Consider the following 23,212-nt stretch of genomic DNA (forward strand, 5'->3'; position numbering starts at 1 on the left):
TTCCTCATAACGATTGATTATTCTTTAATGATTCGTAAGGGTGCTTCAAGCTCGTACTTTATAGTCCATAACTTTCATCAAAGGTATTCATCAATAGTATGAGGGTGTGGTAGTAATGTGGTGTGGTGATCGGTGGTTACATTGTTTTATTTATGGTAATCAATTAATTATAAGCGTGTTGGTTCTTTAGTCTATTGCGGCGGAAAGCCGCCGCATCATTTCGTTTATTGTCTGCCGCTTATTGTATGAACTTGGGCTGATTCTTAGTATTTAATCCCAAAGGTAAGTCTAACGGTTCTGGGCTCTACGGGGTGGTAGTGTAAGTCTTCTACCCCTTCTTCTGGCTCGCCAGGTAAGCGAGAGGCGTAGTAATAATCAATGTCGTGTGCATCGCTATCAAGTAGGTTCAATACCTCTAACCCTACTTGCCAATCGGTATGTTGATAGGCAACTTGGGTGTTTAGCAAAAAGGTTGAGGGTGGTTCAATAACATCAAAACTGTCTACCGTACGTGAGCTTAAGTACCTTGCACGTAAGGTATAACTGAAGCCTTGTTGATTACTGCGCTGGTACCAGGTAGCTCCGGCACTCACGACAATCGGTACAGTACCGTCTATATGATCCCCTTCACCATCAACGGTATCGCTAAAGCGTGCCTTGGTGTATGCCGCTTCTACATCGGCAGTAAGATGATGATTTAACCAGTAATAAGCGCTTAATTCCACACCATAACGTTTAGACGGACGGCTTGCTTCGGTGAAACCCGCATCGCCCACATAAACCAACTCACTGTCTAATTCTAACTGCCACAGGGCCGCTGAAACATTGTAAGTTTTGTCGTCGGTCCAATTAATACCGGTTTCATAACCGAGTGAACGTACTAGTAATGGCGCGGGCTCTACGGCTTCGCCTGTAGTTGGGTCTTGGGTAATAGTTACCCCGCGGGCATCGTTCGAATGGTAGCCTTGGCCTATGTTGGCAAAGGTCGTTACTGTGTCGCTAACCTGATATTTTAAGCCCGCTTTTAGGCTAAACATGCCATCGTTCTCACTACCACTGTTTGCTGCCACTTGGCTGTCTACATCAATGTCGAAGTAGTCGTAACGTCCACCTAGCGATAAAGACAGCGCATCCGAGAGCATTATTGTTGACTGTGCAAAGGCGGCGTACGAACTACTTTCTATCGCATCTTCACGAATAGTTCCTAGACGCTGCAGGTCTTGTGTGCGATACAAACCTACATTGTCTATGTCGTCATATCGCCATTGTCCGCCAAAAGTGATGGCGCTGCCTTCACTAAAAGAACCACTAAAAGGCATGGTAAAAGGAAGGGTAGTTGATAATTCACCGCCGTAAATCTTTCTATCATCAGCTTGCTCGAACTGATCACCAGTTTCTGGGTTATCTAAGAAATAGGTGAAGTTAGAGAAAAGGGTAAGGTCGGTATCGATAGCATATAGCGATGCATGTATCGTGTCGCTTTTATATTGTGCAGACAAACTGTATCGTGATGACTCGCCGCCAACATCAGTATCTATTGAGCCTAAGCGGTCTATCAGGCCGCTTTGAATTGCTCTTTCGGGAACTTGGTCAGCGCTGTTCCAACTATTTTCGTATGCCATACCGCTAATGGCCAATTCACCATCGAATAAAGGCACTATGTAACGCAGGTTAGCGTTCTTTTTCTTCACGTCTTCATTAATGTCTGACCATGGGCCATCGTACGTTTGGTACTCCAATGCGGCAATGGCCGTCCCTTTACCAATACTGGCTGAATTCAGGGTTACGGCGCGGCGATAGTTGTCTTCACCTAAGGTTACAAGCAGTAGGTTATTATCAAGGTTATCTTTAGAGCTGAAATATGCGCCACCAGCACTGGAAAAATCGCCGATGTTGGCGTAATACGTACCTTTGAAATAACTTAAATTATCTACCATTTCGGGAATGACGAAGTTTAAATCTGAATAGCCTTGACCGTGGCCATGACTTCGCATATTCACAGGCATTCCATCTACATTGACGGCGAAGTCGGTACCATGATCTAAATTAAAGCCGCGTAAAAAGTACTGATTCGCTTTGCCTGAACCACTGTGTTGGGTCACCATCATGCCTGGAATAAACTCTAGCATTTCGCCTGTGCGAAGCATGGGCCGTTCTACTAATGTATCGCCCGACACCCAGCCTTGAGAGGCTGAAACAAACTGGCCACTTTGTGTTTGTGCTTCGCCTTGAATACGTATTCGTTCGATTTCATGACCTGTTACTTTTGCAGGGTCGCGCTCTGGATCATCAAGGGCATAACTAACGGGAGCAAAAAAAGTGAATGAAAGAGTTAACGCAGTGAATAACGCAGAGCGATGGAATGGCAATGTAGTGTGTCGTAAGTACATAAAAAATCGATTTTTTGATGGCGATATTAACCTTACGTATAAGATAAGGTATTAGACGCAGCTTTTTATGAACAAGAGTTAAAATTTACCTTTTATAAGTAGATGGTTTCAGATTTGATGGGGGCTAATTTTTGCAGAATTTGATTTTCTTGCTGATAGGTCAGCCCTACATCTCGCATCGCGCCTTGTACATACTCCACTAAAATATAAAACTCTCGCTCTTTAATGTTTAAGTCTTTGTGGGTGTCTAACATAGCCTTGCCTTCATAAACACAAGGACCACCGATAAGCTCACAGGTTTGTGATACCAGTTGTTTGCGTAAATGGCTTTTCGGTACACCATTAAAATAATGACCAATAATTGGGTCGTTGTAGATTCGATTTATAGCGACCCCAAACACAGTGTTTAGGGTTTTACTCCCACCTATTTCATCGTACAAACTATTTGCAGCTTGTGTTGCAGGTTGTGTTGAAGTCAGGGTGGAAGTACACCCACACATGCACCAGAAAACCAGGGTAAATAACGCGAAGACAGGTGTTTTAGCTATTGTTTGCTTTAAATATGTAATCATCATCGACTTAAAAATTAGCAGTGGCAGTTAAATAGAAGCCTGTTGAGCTAGGCTGCATGGGTAAGTTACCTAAATCTACATAGGCAGCGGTAAGCGAGAATGACTTATTGGGAAAATAAGCAATGAAAGCATCGGTGACTGTGTCCTCTTCTGCTAACCCGCCTAAGCGGTTGGTTTGAGTTCTAAATTCAACCCCTATTACCGTAGAAGGGCTGGTTAACAGCGCCAGCGTTCCTTCCCATTCTAATTTATAGCTATCATCACTAGCACTACCGAAACCAAGCAAGCCAAAGGTGTTGGCTTTGGTATAGCGGGCAGTTAGGTTAGTTAATAAGTTAAAGCCGTTGATATGGCCTAAATATAGCTTAGTGGCAGATACAAAAAAGTCGGTGCCGCTATCGTCTTTCGCACCAAGTATACGAGCTACACCTTGATTGGGCAGGGGGCCGGTGCCGTCAGGCAGTAGTAGCGTTGTATCAAAATCTCGATGTTTTTTATATTGTGCGCCCACTGCCACTTGGGGCACCCAAGAATGTTGATCAAACACACCGTCACCGAGCACTTTAACCTTGGCTGTCACAATATCCATATCGATACGGGTAGATTTCGCGGTATTAATTGCCCCCTCTGTGAGCAAACTAAACACACTGCTGGTAATGCCTGAAGAGATATCTAAGGTTTGACGCTGTGCGCTTAGTTCAATGCGATCATAAATACCCAGGCTAGCCCCAAAGGTGGTTAAGGTGTAGTCGTTCAAATGCAGATATTGAACATTGGCGGTGCCATTTATTTCTTCTTTACTGCCATAACCGCTGATAAAAGCCCAAGGGGTGATGCCACCACCGGCAGCACCCTCAAACCCTGTAATACCGCCAGTAGCGGTAAGGCGCGAACCCGAATTAGCGAGGCTAAAAAAAGAAACAAGACATAAACTAGCGGCAATTATTTGCGTTCTAAACATAAAAATCCCATCGATTGCTTAACTAAAGAATAGGTAAGATTTTTTAGAAATACAGCCGGTTAAGTAAATTTTTATGCAGCAACGGTGAAACGATTTTTACCTGCACGCTTAGATTCATATAAGGCCGTATCTGCAGACTCCATCAACGACTTAACATCTAAGGCAATCTTTTCATTTTGATGATGATAGGCCACACCTAAACTGGCTGTTACAGTAAAATCGGCGCCTTCTTTGGTGGTGAATCGATGGCTTCTTATATTCTCTAATACGCGCTTGGCTATTTCTTTGGCTTGCAGCAAAGTGGTACGAGGAAGCGCAATAATAAATTCGTCACCGCCAATTCGTGCAATAACATCGTTGGTACGTAAAGTGTTTGCCGCTGTTTGCGCTACAGTCTTAATTACCTCATCGCCCACATGGTGGCCTAAGCTGTCATTGATGTGTTTAAAGTTATCGATATCGAAGGATATCAGTGCTAACCCTACATGTTCAGGATTTAGCTTAACTAAGTTATTCTCAAAATAATCAAAGAAGTAACGACGATTATGCAAGCCGGTAAGGTCGTCTCGAATAGAAAGTGCCAGCAGTTTTTTTGAGTTCTTATTTTGATAAACGACAAAGATAAGCAATAGGGCAAATATTAAGACTACTCCTGCTAACAACATGTTCTTCTGCCTAACTTTTAGTGATTGTTCTCTTGCTGTAACCGCTTGCAGTTGAGCTTGCTGCTTTAACAGCGCAATCTCTTTGTCTTTGCGCTCTGCCTCCATGGTAGCTTGTACTTGCGTAACATATTCTGAATTATTTAAGCGTTGTAGCTCTAGAAAGTCTTTGTAATATACATGAATAAATTCAAAAGCTTGCTCGAATTTATCATCTTTAAATGCGACTAATCCGTCAATGTAATCAAGCTCCAAATGCCACTGAGTACCATGAAGCGCATCTATGCCCTCAATGATATTCCGCGCTTTCGCTAAATCTTGTTTCGCTGCGGCTAAGTTATCTAGGGCCAAATTACACAGGGCTCTTTTTTTATAAAGCTCTGCGTTGTAATCAATAGGGCCAGATAAGCTTAGCGCGTTCTCGATGGCGCTAACTGCGGCAGTACAATCGCCCTTTTCAGCAAGCGTCATGGCGCGGCCGTAATGTAGAAAGAACTTTTCGCTGTGCTCGTTGGTAAATTCGAGCGCTATTTCATAACGCTCAAAGTAGGTCAGTGCATCATCCCAATTTTCTAGCTTGCGATTAACCATCGCGAGCCCTAGCAAAGTACTGGCAACAAGAGGTCGGTAGTTAAGAGAGTCAAAAAACGCCAGCGCACCCTCGTAATACTCTATCGATTTTGTGTAGTTGCCTAAATAGTTATAAGTATCGCCTAGGCTTTCCTCTAAAAGGCCGTTGAAGAAAGGGTTATTTAAGCTGACGAGGTTTTTATAGGCATCTTGCAGAATTAGCGTTGCGCGGTAGTAGTCACCAGATAGAGCATAAACATAGCCTAGCTCTCTAATAGACAACACATATATGGTGCTGGTCGTGTCCTCTTTAGCAACGTCAACAGCCTGTTCTAGTGCTATGATGGCTTCAGTAATACTTCCTTTGTGATGTAACCGTACTCCCTTCAAATAACCCCATAAAGCAACCTGTTTTGAAGTCAATACATTGGCATAAGGTTCGATAGCGGCAAACGTTGTGTCCATATCCTCGAACAAGGTTAATACACTTTCAGATTGTGCTTTGCGCAGCAATAACCAAGCTTTGCCCTCAAGGCTAAAGTTGTTCGTTTCAGTTAATTTAACTAATTCGTTGTAGGTTTGTTGTGGATACAGATAAAGATCGTCTTCAAATTGATGCAGCGCATTCTCTGTCACATTTTCTGACACAGTGACAGGTGCAGTATTACCAGTATTAGCAAAGGCGGGAAGCGAAAGGCCAAAATGAAAAGCCAAGGCGCACAGCGTTAAGAACCAGGTACATCTGTGTACAGCCAAGAGATACCCTCCGAAATGGCAATAACCCTGCTTATATTTTTTGCTTAGAAGGCCTTTGAACTAGTGCCGAAATAAAGAATGCCTTTGCAGTTTGGCTGCCTAGATTAGTACGAAAAGTGGTCGGAGTGAAGCGACATTTTGGGTTATTTGGTAAAAACCAAGGTTTGCCAGTTAACACGGCGGCGCTGCAGCTTATCGTTAGATGCAATGTTGTGAAGCATTGTTAAGCCACAGGATTTTGCGAATTCAATGGTAGAGGTAGCGTTTACTGGCGTGGCTACTCTGGCATCATCAAATTCACCATGACGCAAAGTAATAACCAAATGCCCATCGGTTAAAAGTAACTGGCTGCATCGCTGTAAACTTTGCTGTTGTTGCACGTGGGTGAGGTGCATCCATACCGCGCTAACCAAAATTAAGTCATAGCGGTGTTTTTTTTGTGAGGTGAGTAAAGGCAGGGTATCGTTAACCCAGGTGACTGAACTCCCTGTTAATCGGCTTCCTAACTGCATTAATGCACTTGCCGGTTCAATAGCGGTAACTTGATTTCCCATGCTGGCCAGCGCTTTTGCATCTCGGCCAGCTCCCGCGCCTATATCTAATATGTTTCCACTCGTTAATGGTGGAATGAGTGAAAGCCAATCATTGTGAACATCTTCAAACGCCACGCTAGTGTACTGCTTGGCAAATGTATCTGCATGCTGGTGATAATATGCTATGTGCTTGTTGTACTTCATGGTTTCAACTGTTCTTTTGAAATGAGTTTTACCACTTGGCTCAAATCGCCAAGGGCATTCGATGCTAGTTCTGTCCAATGCCAAAACAAGGGCACACCTAGTTGTTTGTCGGGAAAAAGAGAAATGAGCTGCCCGGTTTTTACTTCTTGTTCAACTTGTAAGGTTGGCAGCAATGCCCAAGCCACACCTTCTAGGGCCATTTTTGCAAAGCCGTGAGACGATGGATACCAATGGCATGTGGTTAATGACGGTGCGCAATCTAAACATTCCCGTTGATAGTCGGTAAGTAGAGTGGCATCAAATTCATCATAAAGTAACCCCGGCGTGCGCATTACTCGCTCGGGGGTGATGTCATTGTGTAAATAGCGCTGAATAAAATGAGCTGATGCATAAAGCTGATAGTTCATTGTACCCAGCCTTGCTGATTGCCCGCCCGTAATTGGCGTGCCGGTTTGACTAATACAAGCCATCACTTTGCCTTGCTGCAATAATGTACGGGTTTGCGTTTGATCAGCATTGTAAATATGGACAGGGTTTGCACGGATTTCGCTAAATTTTGCCATCACTTCAGTAAACCAAGTGGCTAGCACATCGTTATTCACCGCCACGCTTAAGGGAGAAGCTTGGTCAGTAGTTCCACTTCGAGTGTTTAATTGCTCTTCCAGTACACTGACTTTCTGTACATGGGATAACAATTGTTCGCCAAGAGGCGTTGCTTTTAAAGGCTTTATCCGCACTAACACGGGCCCGCCTACGTGTTGTTCTAACCGTTTTATTTTCTGTGAAACTGCTGATTGAGTTAGGTTGAGCGCCTGCGCGCCGCGCTCGAAACTACCATAGCGTAGTACTTCTCTGAAGCAATGTAGGGCCGCGTAATCAAGCATGGGAACCAATCATAAAAGCACAAACCTATTATAAGTTAACGGTTCTTCGAACAGATATTCTGTTTACTATACTTTCATTAATTAAATTAATATAAAAGAAAAATTATTAATTTAATTTGTTCGAAAAGGATAGCTAAAATCAGCGCCTCTTATTCATATATTCTAATTTTTTAAGGTTTGGTTCATGTTTGCGGCAGCGTTGAGTGGTTTTGTGATGGGCGGCACCCTAATAATTGCCGTTGGAGCACAAAATAGTTTTCTAATCGAGCAATCTTTAAAGCGTCAATGGACAGGGTTGTTCGTACTGTTGTTTATAGTGAGCGATGCCATTTCTATCAGCTTAGGCGCCATGGGGTTTGGCTTACTGCTACAGGAGTACCCATTGTTAGTGTCTGTGACTAAATGGGCTGGTGTGGTCTTCCTGTTGTGGTTCGCGTTTAACAAGCTTAAAGCCTCAATGGCAGATGATGCATTGGTGCTTGAAATGTCGAAGAAGCAAACGTCATTTAAGCGTGCGTTCCTCATTGCTATGGCGGTGACGTGGTTGAATCCACATTTTTACTTAGATACGCTGTTGTTGATGGGCAACCTTGCCAGCCAGTGGCAAGTGGATAAATGGTGGTTTGTGTTTGGTGCGATTTGGGCATCTATCGTATGGTTTGTTGGGCTAAGCACATTAACGGCTAAATTCGCTCACCATATGCAGCGCCCGTCGTTTTGGCGCTGGTTTAACCGCTTAAATGCCGCGGTATTAGGTGCGGTTAGTATTCAGTTAGCAAGTTTGTAATTCAGCAGCAATACCGAAAGCTAACGGTAAAAATTAAGATTAGAAAGGAGACAAAAATGAGCTGGGTCTATTTGATTGTGGCTGGCTTATTGGAAATAGGTTGGCCGGTAGGGCTAAAGTTGTCTCAAGAAGCTGAAACCCGCGTAATGGGTATATTGTTAGCCATAGGGTTTATGGCGGCCAGTGGTTTTTGTTTGTGGATGGCGCAAAAAAATATTCCTATTGGAACGGCATACGCAGTATGGACAGGCATAGGTGCGGCGGGTACTTTCTTGGTGGGTGTCATTTTCTATGGCGATCCTACTTCTATCGCGCGCTACTGTGGCGCTGCCCTTATTGTGGCAGGCGTTGTGGTATTAAAATTAGCGCATTAGTAATTTCCCCTTTTCATCTTGCATAAAAAAGCTCAGGGACTGCCTGAGCTTTTTGTTTTACTGCAATGAAAAGCGTGGGTTATTAATTAGCGTTTAACTCAGCGCGCAGTTCAGTGAAGAAAGTATCAATGCGTTCAGCATTTTTACCTAAATCGCTTCTTCCTAATCTAGACTTACTACGTACATCTACAAGCGTGTTATCGTCTTTAGCTTTTAAGCGGATAACCACATCATCTTTAAATCCAAACCATTGTGTTGTTTCAGTTGCCTCTAGCGTATATGGCAATGCCCCATCGGTCACTCGTTCCCAGCCCAGTGCATCAATAGTGCGTTCACTGGCAGCAAAAACCTCGTCGATACTTTGAGCGAGTAATTGAGTTTTAATTTCTGGGTAAGCATCAATTTGTTGTCTGGTTACTTCCCCGCCTTCATAAGTAATAGGGTTAGGCGCATTTTCACGTAGTGGTGCAATGGCAATAAATGCTGGAGGGTTGGTAACATCGGTAGTAATGTCATGGATAGGCGGTACCGTGCTGCCTTTACTCATCATTCGAACCGGCATGGCAATGGCAATTAAGGCTAATATCGCGAAAACAAACATACTACCCCAATTGACGCTTTTGCGCTTTATCAACACTTGTAAAATGATAAGTATAATAGCTGCGCCACCCACATAAACACCGTATCGAAATGAAGTAAAAACGATGCCTAAATCGACCCCAGCATATTTGTACAGCGGGCCAGGTAGTACCACCATTAAAAATCCAATAATGCTGGTTAATGCAATGAGTGCTTTCACATGAGCTCCTAATTATTATTAATGCTTCAAATAACCCAACTTTAACAACAATTTGTTAGTTTTAGTTCAACTATTTCCTGAAATTTACACATTGGATTCTACTCACATGAGTTAGGTAGTCGAAAATTTGATATATACAATAGCGAAAGAATGTTTATAGCCGTATATGCGGTTGTATGAGTGAGGGAATGAGAATGCACTCTGCTATGCTATAGGTTGATGAGAACAAGAGGTTTACTATGGGTAATGTGCAAAAGAAACCATCTTTAAGTGCCACCAATTCCCAAAAAGTAGAATTGTTGCTGGATATACTTTCCACAAAGAAAGTGCTATTTGAGGAAGGAATTAGCGAGTATGCGCTAATTTCCCAACTTAAGTCGCCACCATATCAGCTATTTAATGAAAATGCGCTGCGCGAACCCCTCGCACTATTCAATACGCATTTCATCTTGTTTCATACCCTTTATTTGCTACGAAACCTGTGGCGTGAAGCATCAGTTGGCGAGCTAGATATCCATACGACTCGTATAGTGTTATTGCCACTCAAAGGCGTAATCAAGGGTAAGTCGGGGGGTAATTTTAATACGCTGGAAAGCAGCGAACCTTTGGCTGCCTACTATCTCAACTGGAGCAATTTAGCGAGTACCAATGAAGACGAGGTAGAGTCGTTGCTAAGTAGTTTCTGGCAGAAAATGACGGGTGCTATAACGCAAATAGAATCGAAAGAAGCCCTTGCCAGTTACCACGCTATACTGAATTTAGATGACGGTATGCCCGTTCCGTTAGCTACACTTAAACGGCATTATCGAAAACAACTATCGACAGTACATCCAGACAAAGGGGGGAGTCATGAACAGGCTCAGCAAGTAATTTTGGCTTATCAATCTTTAGTAGCTTATTACGGGCTTTAACACCAGAAATGGTATGAAAAGCGAGTTTTATGCATTTAGGTTGGCTGGTTAGTATAAATTTACTGCAACTGGGCGAAAAGATAAGTGTCTTCAACTTCCTTCGCTGTTAATCGTTAGTCTAAGTCCGCACAATGGTCGATTGTGTAGTTGATAGTAGAATTAAGGTTTACGAGTTCTTTACGTTAATGAGCGAGTAATTCCATCGTCATAGTTATTTACTACACTTGCTGAAATATTGTAAATGCCGCCAGCAGGCTTGAAAACAAACTCTGTTTTCAAGCCTGCTGGCGCATGGAAGCCAATCAAGTTAGTGAAAATCTTGGTGAACGAAGATCACTAGTTATTGAAGATCCAAAATTTATGTTTATGGGTAAAACGTTCGTGCTTACCGGTAATCGATAGTTTTTAAATTCGAGAAAATATTATGAAACGCGCTTTTTATGTAATTACTACCCTAGCTATGTTGATAGGTGTAATAGGATGTTCATCTGAGTCAGAGCAGGCGAGCGCAGGGCCGCAAGGCATGCCAGCCCCAGCAGTGTCAGTGCTCACAGTGAAACGCCAAGCGGTAACCCATGAGATGATTTTACCGGGTAGGGTCACCCCATCTCGTCAGTCTCAGGTGCGTCCTCAGGTTGATGGCGTGATTACAGAGCGTTTATTTGAAGAAGGCGCACAGGTTGAAAAAGGTCAGCAACTTTATCAAATTGATGATGCACGCTACCGTGCCCAGTTAAATAGCACCATTGCTGATGTTAAAAGTGCCGAAGCGAATTTAAAAACATTGGAAGCGAAAGCCCGTCGCTACGACGACCTCATTAAAAAAAATGCGATTAGTCGCCAAGAATACGACGATGTCATTGCGCAAAGAGAACAAGCACAAGCAGCCATTATTGTTGCTGAAGCCGCAGTAGATTTAGCCCGAGTGAATTTAGGTTACACCAAGGTGTACGCGCCAATTAGCGGCCGCATCAGCCGCTCGTTTGTAACCGAGGGCACGCTAGCGACCACAAATCAAACTCAGCAACTTGCCACTATCACGCAATTAAATCCTATCTTCATTGATATGCAGGAGTCGGGTCGCGCCATACTCACCCTTCGCCAAGCTATGCAAAAACAAGGTTCTATGCCGGTAGAGTTAACCGTGGATGAAGCAACGGGTAAAAAATACGAACATACTGGAAGCGTGAAATTTTCAGAAGTGACGGTAGATGAAAGTACTGGCTCTGTAGCTCTTCGCGCCGAAATGCCAAACCCCGACGGATTATTACTTCCAGGCTTATTCGTGAAGGGCCATGTTATAACTGGCACAGAACAGGCTCTGTTAGTACCTCAGCGCGCCACTATGCGTCAGCAAGACGGTTCATTATCGGTATATGTTGTGAATAGTAGTGACGAAATAGAAGCTCGCGTATTGCAAATTAGCGATATTTATAAAGACCAATACATTGCCACGTCGGGCATTAATGAAGGCGATAGACTGGTTGTTTTAGGTTACCAAAAAGTAAAGCCAGGCAGTAAAGTAAACCCCAGCGAGTGGCAGTCAACGTCACGCGGCTCACGTTAAGAAAGGATTAGTTTACTATGGCTCGCTTTTTTATCGACCGACCCGTGTTTGCATGGGTACTCGCAATTATTACTATGATGGCTGGGGTACTTGCCATCTATACCTTACCAATTGAGCAATACCCTAAAGTTGCGCCACCTACGGTAACAATTACCGCGACTTACCCTGGTGCTTCAGCGGAAACCGTTGAAAATTCGGTTACTCAGGTGGTTGAGCAAAACTTATCTGGTATCGATAACTTACGTTATTTTTCTGCCAGTAGCTCAAATAGCAGCATGTCTATTAGCCTTACCTTTGAGCCAGGCACCGATCCTGATATTGCGCAAGTGCAAACTCAAAACAAAGTTCAAGCAGCACTTCCTTTGTTACCCTCTCAGGTGCAACAACAAGGGGTTACCGTTGCAAAGTCTAACTCAGCGTTCTCGTTAGCTATTGGCTTTTACGACGAAACGGGGCAAATGAGCCAGTACGATTTAAGTGACTTATTGGTATCTCAATTCCGTGATTCTGTATCCCGTGTTAATGGTGTGGGTAGCGTGCGAGTCTTCGGTGCACAGCGCTCAATGCGTATATGGTTAGACCCAGACAAACTATACAGCTACAACCTAACGCCGGTAGATGTTCAAGGGGCAGTAGAAGTACAAAATACCGATGTGTCAGCTGGGCAATTAGGTGGCCTCCCCGCCATTCAAGGCCAGCAAATCAACGCTACTATTCAGGCTCAGTCGCGCTTACAGACCGTAGACGATTTTGAAAGCATCGTGCTGCGAGTAAACACAGATGGTTCTCAAGTACGCGTACGCGATGTTGCACGGGTTGAACTAGGTGCAGAAAGCTATGATGTTATCGTTCGTTACGACCGTCACCCTGCCTCAGGGATGGCGATTAGCTTAGCGTCTGGTGCGAACGCACTAGATACCATCAACGCAGTAAAACAACGTGTTGAAGAACTACGGGTAAACCTGCCAGACAGCGTTAAAGTGGTTTATCCGGTTGATGCGTCGCCCTTTATTGAATTGTCGATAGAGTCGGTGGTGCACACACTGATTGAAGCTGTAGTACTGGTTTTCTTCGTCATGCTGCTGTTTTTGCAAAATTGGCGCGCCACCCTTATTCCTACCATTGCAGTTCCGGTGGTATTACTAGGTACCTTTGCGGTATTACTGGCGTTTGGCTACAGCATTAATGTATTAACTATGTTTGCCATGGTGCTCGCCATCGGCTTGCTAGTGGATGACGCTATCGTAGTTGTTGAAAACGTTGAACGTATTATGGAAGAAGAGGGCTTACCGCCCGCTGAAGCCACTAAAAAATCCATGACACAGATTACTGGTGCGTTAGTAGGTATAGCCGCGGTGTTATCCACGGTATTTATTCCTATGGCCTTTTTCAGTGGATCTGCCGGGGCTATTTATCGCCAGTTCTCAATTACTATCGTATCTGCCATGGGCTTCTCGGTATTGGTGGCGATTATATTGTCACCTTCATTGTGTGCCACGCTGCTAAAACAACACGACCCCGAGCACGACAAAGACAAGGGCTTCTTTGGTTGGTTTAACCGTACGTTTAACAAAGGCCGCGACCGCTATCAAAGAACCACTACCCACATGGCCAAACGTGCCAAACGCTACTTCGCGGTATACGGTATTTTAGTGGCGGGCATGGCGTATATTTTTGCCCAATTGCCTGGTGCGTTCTTACCCGATGAAGACCAAGGTCGCTTAATGGTGCTAATCAGTACGCCTCCAGGTGCAACCGCTGGGCGTACCTTAGAGTCGGTTAAAAAGGCCGAAGACTTCTTCTTAGAGCAAGAGCAAGGTGCAGTTAATGGCTTGTTTACGGTAGTCGGTTTTAGTTTTGCAGGCCAAGCACAAAACGCAGGTATGGGGTTTGTAAACTTAAATGACTGGAGCGTACGAGACGAAAGTGACTCAGCATTTGCATTAGTAGGCCGGGCCTTTGGGGCATTTAGTCAGATTGAAGATGCTTCAGCATTTCCAATAGTGCCACCGCCTATTATGGAATTAGGTAACGCGACAGGTTTTGATATGCAGCTTGTAGATCGTGGAAGCAATGGTCACGAGGCGTTAATGGATGCGCGTAATCAGTTATTAGGCATGGCAGCGCAAAACCCTAAACTAGCGGGTGTACGCCCGAATGGGTTAAGCGACGTACCTCAGTTTAAGGTGAATATAGACAGCGAAAAAGCTTCTGCACTGGGGTTAAACCTAAGTGAAATAAACAGTGCGCTACAAATTGCATGGGGCTCAAGTTACGTAAACGACTTCATTGATAAAGGTCGTATTAAACGGGTTTATATGCAAGCCGATGCAAAATATCGCATGTCGCCTGACGATCTAGATAAATGGTTTGTTCGTAACGCTGACGGTGATATGGTGGCATTTAGCACCTTTGCTTCTACGCAGTGGGTGTATGGTTCGCCAAAGCTTGAACGTTTTAATGGTATTTCATCAGTTAACATTCAAGGCAGCCCTGCACAAGGCGTTTCATCTGGTGAAGCCATGGATGAAATGGAGAAGCTAGTTGCCCAATTGCCTGACGGTTATGCTATTGAATGGTCAGGGCTATCCTTTGAAGAGCAACAAGCAGGTTCGCAAGCACCTATGTTGTACACTATTTCTATTCTTATCGTTTTCTTGTGCCTAGCAGCATTATATGAAAGTTGGTCGGTGCCATTTGCAGTAATGTTAGTGGTACCTTTAGGTATTTTGGGCTCGGTAACCGCAGCGTTTTTATTCAATTTACCAAACGATGTTTACTTGCAGGTGGCTTTCCTTACCACGGTAGGATTAGCAGCGAAAAATGCCATTCTTATTGTAGAGTTCGCAAAAGACCAATACGAAGAAGGCGTAGATTTAATGACGGCGGTTTCAAATGCAGCTTCACAGCGTTTTCGCCCCATATTAATGACATCTATGGCCTTTATACTCGGTGTAACACCGCTGGCAATGGCTAGTGGTGCAGGTTCAGCAAGCCAGAACGCAATAGGTATTGCGGTGATGGGGGGCATGTTTGCTGCCACCTTCTTAGCTATTTTCTTTGTACCTATGTTTTACGTTATGGTTGAAAAGCTGTTTCATAAACAAGATAAATAACTTAGACGTTGAGGTTTTACGATGACAACTGTCATTTTTTCTCATGGAAAAGAAAGTGGCCCTTGGGGCAGTAAGATCACTACATTGTCTAACGTAGCTAGCGATGTTGGCTTTAATGTTATTAGTGTGGATTACCAAGACTTACCTTCCCCTGAAGACCGTATTACACGCTTAGTGGAGACGGTTGAAGAGCAAGGCGATGAAGTTATACTGGTGGGATCGAGTATGGGCGGCTATGTGTCTTTAGTGGCCGCTGAAAGGGTAATAGCTAGGGGCTTGTTCTTACTAGCGCCTGCGCTCTATATGCCAAACTACGAAGTACAAGAATACAACTTTACTGGCAAAACTAGTGTCATTCACGGCTGGAATGATGACATTATTCCGGTAGCCCACAGTATCGATTATGCTAAGTTGCGTAATTCGCAGCTATTACTGTTAGAAGATGGTCACCGACTGTCAAACAGTATGTTTGCTATATCGCCTTTCTTTCGCAATTGGTTGCATCCGTTTACACTGAACTAGTAGATGCTTTGCCGCGTTATCGTTTTTCCCGTTGTCTTGCGAGCTTGGTATCGCACAACGGGAAAAATGTGTCATTATAGTGGTACAGATTAGCGGGAATAAGGCCGAGGGTATGGCAATAGGTTTACCGTCTGAACCAGATTGGAAAGCGCTGATAAAATCGGGCTGTCGATTATTTGTAGGTGGAAATGCATCAGTACCTTATGCATTGATACAGCATTTAATTGATAACAGCGGTGGTTTTAGCGATATTGAGTTGGTACACATGCTGGCACTTGGCGATACGCGCTGGGTTAAGGATGAGTACAAAAACCTCTTCAAAGCCAATACCTTCTTTATTGGTGGGCAAGCCATGCGGCAAGCTGTTGATGAAGGCAGAGCCGACTATACTCCCGTATTTTTATCTGAAATTTCCAGTTTATTTAGCGACGGTACACTCTCTTTAGATGCTGCCCTTGTAAATGTCAGCCCTCCTGATGAATTTGGCTATTGCTCGTTAGGTGCCTCGGTTGATATTGCGATGTCAGCGGTACGCCAAAGCAAATACGTGATTGCGCAAATTAACCCGCAAGTTCCCCGTACATCAGGGCATTCCTATATTCATATAAGCGAAATTACTGCTTGCATTGAAGCTAACGAGCCTTTAGTTGAAGTGATGCCTCCGCCTATCGATAGCGTGGCAGAACGTATTGGCCAATATGTGTCTATGCTGGTGGATGATGGCGCTACGCTGCAATTTGGTATTGGTAAAATTCCTAGCGCTACACTCAAATACCTGTGCAACCACAAAGATTTAGGTATTCACAGCGAAATGCTAACCGATAGCATTATTGAGCTTTTGGCTTCGGGCGCGGTAACCAATAAAAAGAAAACTTTTCACCCCGGCAAAGTGGTGACCAGTTTCGCCATTGGTACGCGCAAGCTCTATGACCTTATTAATAACAACCCGCATATTGAGTTTTACCCTAGCAGCTATGTGAACAAGCCCACCAATGTGGCTAAAAATGACAACATGGTGGCTATCAATAGTGCATTGGAAGTGGATTTAACCGGTCAAGTTGTGGCCGACTCCCTTGGATATGATTTCTACAGTGGTATTGGTGGGCAGGTCGATTTTGTGACAGGCGCGTCTATTAGTAAAGGAGGCAAGGCTATTATTGCATTGCCATCAACGGCCAAAAACGAAAGCATCTCTCGTATTACCCCTCGTATTGCAGAAGGCGCTGGTGTCGTTACTTCGCGGGGTAATGTGCAATATGTGGTAACCGAGTACGGTATTGCTTCTCTTAAAGGAAAAAGTATTCGTGAGCGGGCGTTGGAGCTTATTCGGGTGGCGCACCCTAAATTCAGATCCCAGTTATTAGAAGAGGTTAGGCAGCACTACTGGGTACCCCATTACCAAGAAAAGTACCCGACAGATATACCAGAGCTAGGGGCCATTCAACTTAAGCGGCTGAATATTCAAGGCGAGAAATTCTATATGCGGCCATTAAACCCAGCCGATGAACGCCGCCTTCAAGAGTTCTTTTATTCGCACACAAAAGAAACCCTGCGCCTGCGCTACAACTACGATCCCAAACAAATGTCCAGAGAGAAGTCGTGTAACTTAGTCAGTATCGATCAAACCTCTGACGTGGCCTTGTGCATAGTGCGCCAAGAAGGGTCTCGAATTACCATTCATGCCGTAGGCCGATTTTATTACAACGCCAGTAATAACTCTTGTGAAGTGGCCTTTGTTACCCGAGAAACGCAGCAGGGTAAAGGCATGGCAAGTCGGTTGTTGAATGAGCTTATTCGTATCGCGAAAGCGCGCGAAATTGGCCAGATGGTAGCCTACGTTAGGGGAGAAAATACGCCCATGATCACCATTTTTGAACAAATGCAGTTTAAACGCCTCTTTACCGGTGACCCGAGTGACGTTGAGTTAGTACTAAACGTGAGCGAGTTACCATGACCATTCGAATTTATCGTGGAAAACACTGCGTTAAACATGACCTAGGGCCAGAGCATCCTGAATCACCCGATAGGCTATACGCCATAGACGATCAATTATTAGCGTCGGGCTTAGAAATGGTGTGTGAACATGCTGATGCGAAACCCATTGCAGAAGCTTACCTGGCTCTGGCGCACAGCCCTGAGTACGTAAAAAGCGTTTTTGAGCGGGCGAATACGTTGTCGGTTGATGCTATAGCACATCCAGATGCTAAGCATAAAGATGCCAATCCGGTTACGTGGTTAGATGATGATACCGGTATGATGCAATGCACTTTACCGGCAGCCTTAGAATCGGCGGGAGCTGGTTGTAATGCGGTGGATTGGGTCATGCAAGGGGAAGACCGACAAGCGTTTTGTGCAGCACGCCCTCCTGGCCATCACGCGACTTATGATAGTTCAATGGGTTTTTGCCTGTTTAATAATGTGGTGATTGCGGCGCGGTATGCGCTACAAACATACCAACTCTCTCGTGTTGCTATTATCGATTTCGATGTACACCATGGTAATGGCACTGAAAATATTATCGCCGGTGATCAGCGCATCATGATGTGCTCTAGCTTTCAGCATCCGTTTTATCCTCACAGCGGCGCTCCTGTCTCAGCTAGCAATATATTATCTGTGCCGATAGATGCCGGCACCACCGGCGATGTTTTTAGGGAAAAAGTGTCTCATTGGTTTAATGCGTTAGAGAATTTTCAGCCTGAGCTTATTCTTATATCAGCAGGGTTTGATGGCCACGCTGAAGATCCCATGGCGCACTTACGCCTTACCGAAGATGATTACTATTGGATAAGCCAACACATAAGGCGTATAGCTGATGTTTGCTGCAACGGGCGTGTGGTTAGCACACTTGAAGGTGGCTACGATTTGAGTGCGTTAGGGCGAAGTGTAGTGGCGCATTTAAAGGGGCTATCGAACCCTTAATAGTGCGGGCTACAGAAGCATCCATCTGCTTCAGTTTTTACCACTGCACTTACGTATGACGGGCTTGAAGCATATCCACTAATTTCATCAACCAAGTTTTTGCCAGTAAAGCAGCCGTAGCCTGTTGCGTAAGGGCCTAGATATCGTAGGTTAAACTTTGCGTCGATAACAATAAGCGCAGGCACGGAAGGGAGTATACTGGCAAACTTTGGCATTGTTTCAATAGTTAGGTTTAATGCGTGATAACCCAATGCTCCCAGTTTATTGATTAACTGGGTTTGATGAGACTTGGTTAAGTTTTCGCAATAACAATTTCCCTGCGTACCTACGTGAACAATACTGCCAGCAGGTACACCGTATTCTTTGAGCATAGTTATCAAAGATGTATCGAAGGTAGGGCTAGTTGATTGGTGAAGTAAGGTACCCTGTGGGTCAAATTCAGTAATCTGGCGCTGGCTGTAAAACAAAACTGCAGTTAACAAGCTTATAGCCCATATTAGGAGCAGCGCCCAACTTTCTTTTTTTGACATTACAGCTTAAAACGATTAATGGCACTGCGCATTTTGTGTGAAATTTGAGACAGAATTTCTACTTCGGCGGAAAGAGATTCAGCCGTAGCCAGTTCTTCAGAAGTCAGTTCACTTAATCTTGCTGTACTTTCTGCTATAGAAGCTGACGCCGTTTCTTGCTCAAAGGCAGAAGTAGCAATTTCGGTCATACTCTCGCTAGCAAACTGAATCTGCGACATGATATCAGACATAGCTTTGGTAGCGTTATCAGCCGATAACACGGCTTCATCAACCAGCTGAATACAGGTTTGCATTTGATTTACCGAGCTAGCGGTTTGACTGACTAATTGCTCAGTAACGGAGGTAATTTGGTCAGCACTTTCTTTAGAACGAATAGCCAAGGTACGCACTTCGTCGGCTACAACAGCGAAGCCTCGACCATGCTCACCGGCACGGGCAGACTCAATAGCCGCGTTAAGCGCTAGCAAGTTAGTCTGTTCGGCAACCGAGGTAATAGCTCGCATTGCATCTGAAATATGTGAACACTGTTCATTTAATGCACTATTAGTTTTTGATGCATCTTTCAAGGTGCTTCGAAGTGAATCTATGGTTTTGCTGGTATTTACGATTGAATCTCGAGTGATGCCAGATGAAGCCTCTGCAGCACTGGCTTTGTCGCTAGCACGGGTGGTTTGTTCTGATGACATTTGCATGGTTTGGGCAATTTCTTCAGAGGAGGCAGATACCATGGCAAGTTCTTGATCCGTATTGCGGCTAATTTCAAACATATTATTTGCCGCACTTTCCATCTTTTCACATCCCCTGACCACTTCATCCATTATTGAAGAAGCCAGCGTGATTAAGTCTTTTACTTGGTCTATAAGCTCGCCGAATGGGCGAAGTATTTCATTCTCGCGCTCAAAAGGTACGGTTAAATCAATTTGTCCTTCTGATTTTTGCATATTCTCTATGGTAATACGCAACTGAGCTGCACCTGCACCTTCCTGATGAGCTTGCTTAGCCATGTACATTAACAAGCCACCTTCAGCTAATGCGAACGCAGCATGCATGAGTAAAATAGAGAAGTACAAATCGCCTTCTTGAAAAATAAAGACAGGTACGCCTTGGGTGGCCAAAATATAAAAACTAATATGATGAACGGCTACAACCGATGTCGCCGTAGCGATGACTTTCCAGTCTCTGAAATAGGAAAGAAAGGCTAATGTGACGAATATTTCGAAATGCATCTCAATAAGCCCGAAGGTTTGATGAATATGCAATGCAGTAAATAACTGAATACCAATAGCAACCGCATGTCGGCTAATGACAGACTGAGGCTGTTGAAAGCTGAAGTACAAAGGCAGAGCAGCGATAGGAATGCCTAACACTGCAGCAGTAGTGATATCGCCGGTTACAAAACCAATGACGAAAGAAATCACTAATTGAAGCAAAATTACAACGCGAAAGATTTTATGTCCATCTAATATCCACGGGTACTGCATATTACCGTTCTCCACCAAAGCAGTTTGCCATAAGTGTAGGCAACAAATGCTAAATTTTCTAATTTGAACGATGTTACGAAAAAAAACTTATTCGTTCTATTAGCCATTACGCTAAAATAATAAAAATTAATAATTTTTAATGAAAATGAAATACTCAATAAACATGTTCTAAAGCCATTTTTTCCATAGCATTGCCACTAGCATACAAACGCTAAGGCCGCCCATACCAAGCATTAAATACCCAAAGGCATCGGCAGATTCGGTGCCCGGCAATCCGCCTACATTCATGCCGAAAACCCCAGTTAGAAACGACAAAGGCAAAAATATAGCGGTAACCATAGAGAGCACATACATACGTACGCCTTGTTGCTCGGCTATGCGGTTACGCAATTCATCTTGAAGCACTATCGCCCTTTCCCTAAGCAAGTCCATGTCTTCTACATATCGGCTCATTCGATCGGTTTGCTCCCGAAGTTCAAAGCTTTGGTTATGAGATAACGCATCAGGAAGACGAAGTAGGGCATCTAATGCATCACGTTGCGGTGCAAGGTAACGCCGAATCGATGCTGCTTGGCGTCGTACAACAGACAAATTCTGCCTGTCTTCTTTTCGAAGCTGTTCGCGAGTTTCAAACCCTACAAGGCTTTCGTCCATTTCATCTACCGTATCTAAAATGGTATCGGCCACCTTGGTGATCATAGTAAGTAGCAATGCCGACGGGCACAAAGGGGCATGGTTAGCGGTAATGTCATCGCGAAGGCTTTGAATTGATGCTAGTCGTCTGTCTTTGCGCCGCGCACTGATAATAATATTGTCGTTATACCAGGTTCGAAGCGACACCATATCTTCAGGGTCAGCATCTGGATTTTTGTTAATACCGCGCAAATAAACCAAGGTACCTTGGTTTAAAGACATGGCTCTTGGCCTTGTTTCCAATGCTAATAAACTGTCTATAACCGTTTGATGAAAGCCAATAGATCGTAAAAGTGTGCCTGCGTCTTCAGCATCTGATTGCACATGAAGCCAAAGGTAATCATCATTTGATTCACACTGTTTTAGCGTGCTCACAATGGCATCGGCCTCAATGATGCTAGCGTTACCATTTGGAGAGAGTTGATAGGCCCATAACAAGGCATGAGTGGTTGAAGCTAGGTGCATAGGTACCGATTACAGTATCTTAGAATGTACCTCATACTACGCACAGATATAGCCGCTTTCCAATAAAATTGGTAGCGAAAAAAAAACGCGCCTGTATAAACATGGCGCGTTTGGTATTTAAGTGAGTGACATGCTTGTCTCTAACTACTTATGTGAATGAGACTTACTTTGTCCATTTCTGTCACGACTAGCGCTGCGATTAACATTCCGTGTAGAACGTTGTTGCGATATAGACGAACGGTTAGACGCTGTGCGTGTATCCCTAGCTTGCGTATTTTTAGAGCTAGTTTGCGCCCGCTTTACATGAGTAGAAGCGCCTTGCTGGTACTTCTGCCCTGAAGCCTTATTACTCTCACGTTTTACGGTTTTAGTCGTGGCGACTGTTCGCGTCGTCGTGCTATTTCTAGGAGATACCTGCTGGCGAGTATTGTTCACCGCACGTGGCGTTTTCAACTGCTTATTGGCCACATTCACATTGCGCGAAGTCTGTCCTTTAAGTTGATTATTTTGAGGCACGCTTGTCTGCGTTTGTCTTGAAGACTTGGCGTTGACAACCCGAGTGTTACCTCGCTCATTACTTCGAACTTTTACCGTACGATTACTGCTATATTGCTTTGGCGCACTATGCACTAAACGGTTCGAGTAGCGGGCTCTACGATGGTCAGCATTATGCTGCCAGCGTTGATAACCTTTACTATAAACACGCTTGTTCGGCGTACCTCTATAATAAGTTCTCACAGGCTCTCTGTGGATCACCACATGTCGGTTACTCCAACGAATACCGCCAAAATAGAATAAGCTTGAAAGCCTAACTTGCGGTGCCCAGAAAAAATTCCCGCGATGACGGTAGCTAACTCTATGGTGCCAATGCACAGGCGCGATGGCATGAGACCAAAGCCCGAATACAATAAGCGGGTCATAGTAAGGCACGTAAACCACATCTCTATGGCGAGGGGCGATAACAATCACACTGCGCTCTTGTTCTATTTCGCGCTCTACTTCAAGGTAATCATTCGATGCTAAGTTACCCGCATCAAGGGCGTGCTGGCGAAGCAGTTGCACCCTATCAAGCACGCGAGCTTCACTAATAAGCACATTATCACCAAGTTCTTGTAACCAGTTAAGGTCCTCTGCCATGGTATGCAAAATGTCCGTGAATGCAGCCAAGGCTTTTACGCTAGGATCCCAAGTTACAGGTTCTAATGCTTGCTCTACTTGTTCAGGGGTAAGGTGCAAGTTACTTTGACGCCATCTGTCTGCTGCAACCACATCAAGGGGGTAGGTAGCCGCAATCATAATATGAGTAAGCAAGGTATCGGGATAGAGTGCAATAGGCGCAAGTAGGCTATCTAGCTCAGCATCTGAATACTGATAATTGTCTATCGCAGTGCCTGGATCAGACGTAGCTGAGGCTACAATGGGAAATGATGTCGACAGTGTTCCCATGGCAACGAGTAAAGCTAAAGTCAGTTTTTTCATACGTTCTCCTTACATTACTCTACGTGGGAATGCTAAT

At 44.3% G+C, this 23,212-nt stretch carries 19 protein-coding genes; 8 read left to right on the forward strand and 11 right to left on the reverse strand.

Going from position 1 to position 23,212, the window contains the following annotated elements; genetic code table 11:
* Positions 1–263: 263 nt before the first annotated feature.
* The 6 genes from Q4561_RS05995 to Q4561_RS06020 all read right to left on the reverse strand — a co-directional run bounded on the left by Q4561_RS05995 (position 264) and on the right by Q4561_RS06020 (position 7,532).
* Positions 264–2,390 (reverse strand): TonB-dependent receptor, encoded by a 2,127-nt coding sequence (locus tag Q4561_RS05995; RefSeq protein WP_303458337.1) that lies wholly within the window; start codon positions 2,388–2,390, stop codon positions 264–266.
* Between the two features lie 92 nt (positions 2,391–2,482).
* Positions 2,483–2,890, reverse strand: a complete 408-nt coding sequence (locus tag Q4561_RS06000; protein ID WP_303458339.1) for a group 1 truncated hemoglobin — start codon at positions 2,888–2,890, stop codon at positions 2,483–2,485.
* A gap of 79 nt (positions 2,891–2,969) precedes the next feature.
* Positions 2,970–3,923, reverse strand: a complete 954-nt coding sequence (locus Q4561_RS06005) for a DUF3034 family protein (RefSeq protein ID WP_303458341.1) — start codon at positions 3,921–3,923, stop codon at positions 2,970–2,972.
* A 71-nt stretch (positions 3,924–3,994) separates the two neighbouring features.
* Positions 3,995–5,911 (reverse strand): tetratricopeptide repeat-containing diguanylate cyclase, encoded by a 1,917-nt coding sequence (locus tag Q4561_RS06010; RefSeq protein ID WP_303458343.1) that lies wholly within the window; start codon positions 5,909–5,911, stop codon positions 3,995–3,997.
* Positions 5,912–6,054: 143 nt separating this feature from the next.
* Complete coding sequence (locus Q4561_RS06015) at positions 6,055–6,648, reverse strand: bifunctional 2-polyprenyl-6-hydroxyphenol methylase/3-demethylubiquinol 3-O-methyltransferase UbiG (RefSeq protein WP_303458344.1); 594 nt, start codon at positions 6,646–6,648, stop codon at positions 6,055–6,057.
* On the reverse strand, positions 6,645–7,532 hold the full coding sequence (locus Q4561_RS06020; RefSeq protein WP_303458345.1) for an ArgP/LysG family DNA-binding transcriptional regulator: 888 nt from the start codon (positions 7,530–7,532) through the stop codon (positions 6,645–6,647). The genes Q4561_RS06015 and Q4561_RS06020 overlap by 4 nt, the downstream gene beginning before the upstream one ends.
* 184 nt (positions 7,533–7,716) lie before the next feature.
* Here Q4561_RS06020 and Q4561_RS06025 point away from each other — a divergent pair, with 184 nt between their 5' ends.
* Together Q4561_RS06025 and Q4561_RS06030 are read left to right on the forward strand one after the other, a co-directional pair.
* The gene (locus Q4561_RS06025; RefSeq protein WP_303458346.1) at positions 7,717–8,319 is read left to right on the forward strand and encodes a LysE/ArgO family amino acid transporter; all 603 of its coding nucleotides are present in this window, start codon (positions 7,717–7,719) and stop codon (positions 8,317–8,319) included.
* A 56-nt stretch (positions 8,320–8,375) separates the two neighbouring features.
* The gene (locus tag Q4561_RS06030; protein WP_303458347.1) at positions 8,376–8,693 is read left to right on the forward strand and encodes a multidrug efflux SMR transporter; all 318 of its coding nucleotides are present in this window, start codon (positions 8,376–8,378) and stop codon (positions 8,691–8,693) included.
* An 82-nt stretch (positions 8,694–8,775) separates the two neighbouring features.
* On the opposite strand, the gene Q4561_RS06035 is transcribed toward Q4561_RS06030, so the two are convergent.
* A complete protein-coding gene (locus Q4561_RS06035) occupies positions 8,776–9,492 on the reverse strand; it encodes a DUF1499 domain-containing protein (RefSeq protein WP_303458348.1) in 717 nt (238 codons plus the stop codon).
* A 239-nt stretch (positions 9,493–9,731) separates the two neighbouring features.
* Here Q4561_RS06035 and Q4561_RS06040 point away from each other — a divergent pair, with 239 nt between their 5' ends.
* The 6 genes from Q4561_RS06040 (at position 9,732) to Q4561_RS06065 (ending at position 18,527) form a co-directional block, all read left to right on the forward strand.
* Positions 9,732–10,403, forward strand: a complete 672-nt coding sequence (locus Q4561_RS06040; RefSeq protein WP_303458350.1) for a DNA-J related domain-containing protein — start codon at positions 9,732–9,734, stop codon at positions 10,401–10,403.
* A gap of 424 nt (positions 10,404–10,827) precedes the next feature.
* A complete protein-coding gene (locus tag Q4561_RS06045; RefSeq protein WP_303458351.1) occupies positions 10,828–11,970 on the forward strand; it encodes an efflux RND transporter periplasmic adaptor subunit in 1,143 nt (380 codons plus the stop codon).
* A 17-nt stretch (positions 11,971–11,987) separates the two neighbouring features.
* Positions 11,988–15,086, forward strand: a complete 3,099-nt coding sequence (locus Q4561_RS06050; protein ID WP_303458353.1) for an efflux RND transporter permease subunit — start codon at positions 11,988–11,990, stop codon at positions 15,084–15,086.
* Positions 15,087–15,107: 21 nt separating this feature from the next.
* Positions 15,108–15,608, forward strand: a complete 501-nt coding sequence (locus Q4561_RS06055) for an alpha/beta fold hydrolase (RefSeq protein ID WP_303458355.1) — start codon at positions 15,108–15,110, stop codon at positions 15,606–15,608.
* A gap of 112 nt (positions 15,609–15,720) precedes the next feature.
* Positions 15,721–17,562: a bifunctional acetyl-CoA hydrolase/transferase family protein/GNAT family N-acetyltransferase gene (locus tag Q4561_RS06060; RefSeq protein ID WP_303458356.1), complete on the forward strand. Its 1,842-nt coding sequence runs from the start codon at positions 15,721–15,723 to the stop codon at positions 17,560–17,562.
* A complete protein-coding gene (locus tag Q4561_RS06065; protein WP_303458357.1) occupies positions 17,559–18,527 on the forward strand; it encodes a histone deacetylase family protein in 969 nt (322 codons plus the stop codon). Before Q4561_RS06060 ends, Q4561_RS06065 begins: the two co-directional genes overlap by 4 nt.
* Here the strand turns inward: Q4561_RS06065 and Q4561_RS06070 are convergent.
* The 4 genes from Q4561_RS06070 to Q4561_RS06085 form a co-directional block, all read right to left on the reverse strand.
* Positions 18,524–19,009 (reverse strand): DUF6436 domain-containing protein, encoded by a 486-nt coding sequence (locus tag Q4561_RS06070; RefSeq protein WP_303458358.1) that lies wholly within the window; start codon positions 19,007–19,009, stop codon positions 18,524–18,526. The genes Q4561_RS06065 and Q4561_RS06070 overlap by 4 nt on opposite strands.
* Before the next feature lie 47 nt (positions 19,010–19,056).
* Positions 19,057–20,538 carry a methyl-accepting chemotaxis protein gene (locus Q4561_RS06075; RefSeq protein WP_303458359.1) on the reverse strand — a complete coding sequence of 494 codons (1,482 nt, stop codon included), beginning with the start codon at positions 20,536–20,538 and terminating at the stop codon, positions 19,057–19,059.
* A 168-nt stretch (positions 20,539–20,706) separates the two neighbouring features.
* Entirely contained in the window at positions 20,707–21,696 is a 990-nt protein-coding gene (locus Q4561_RS06080) for a zinc transporter ZntB (RefSeq protein ID WP_303458360.1), read from the reverse strand.
* Between the two features lie 144 nt (positions 21,697–21,840).
* Complete coding sequence (locus Q4561_RS06085) at positions 21,841–23,175, reverse strand: DUF3300 domain-containing protein (protein WP_303458362.1); 1,335 nt, start codon at positions 23,173–23,175, stop codon at positions 21,841–21,843.
* Positions 23,176–23,212 lie beyond the last annotated feature (37 nt).

Source organism: Alteromonas sp. 1_MG-2023 (assembly GCF_030547075.1).
Lineage (GTDB): Bacteria > Pseudomonadota > Gammaproteobacteria > Enterobacterales > Alteromonadaceae > Alteromonas.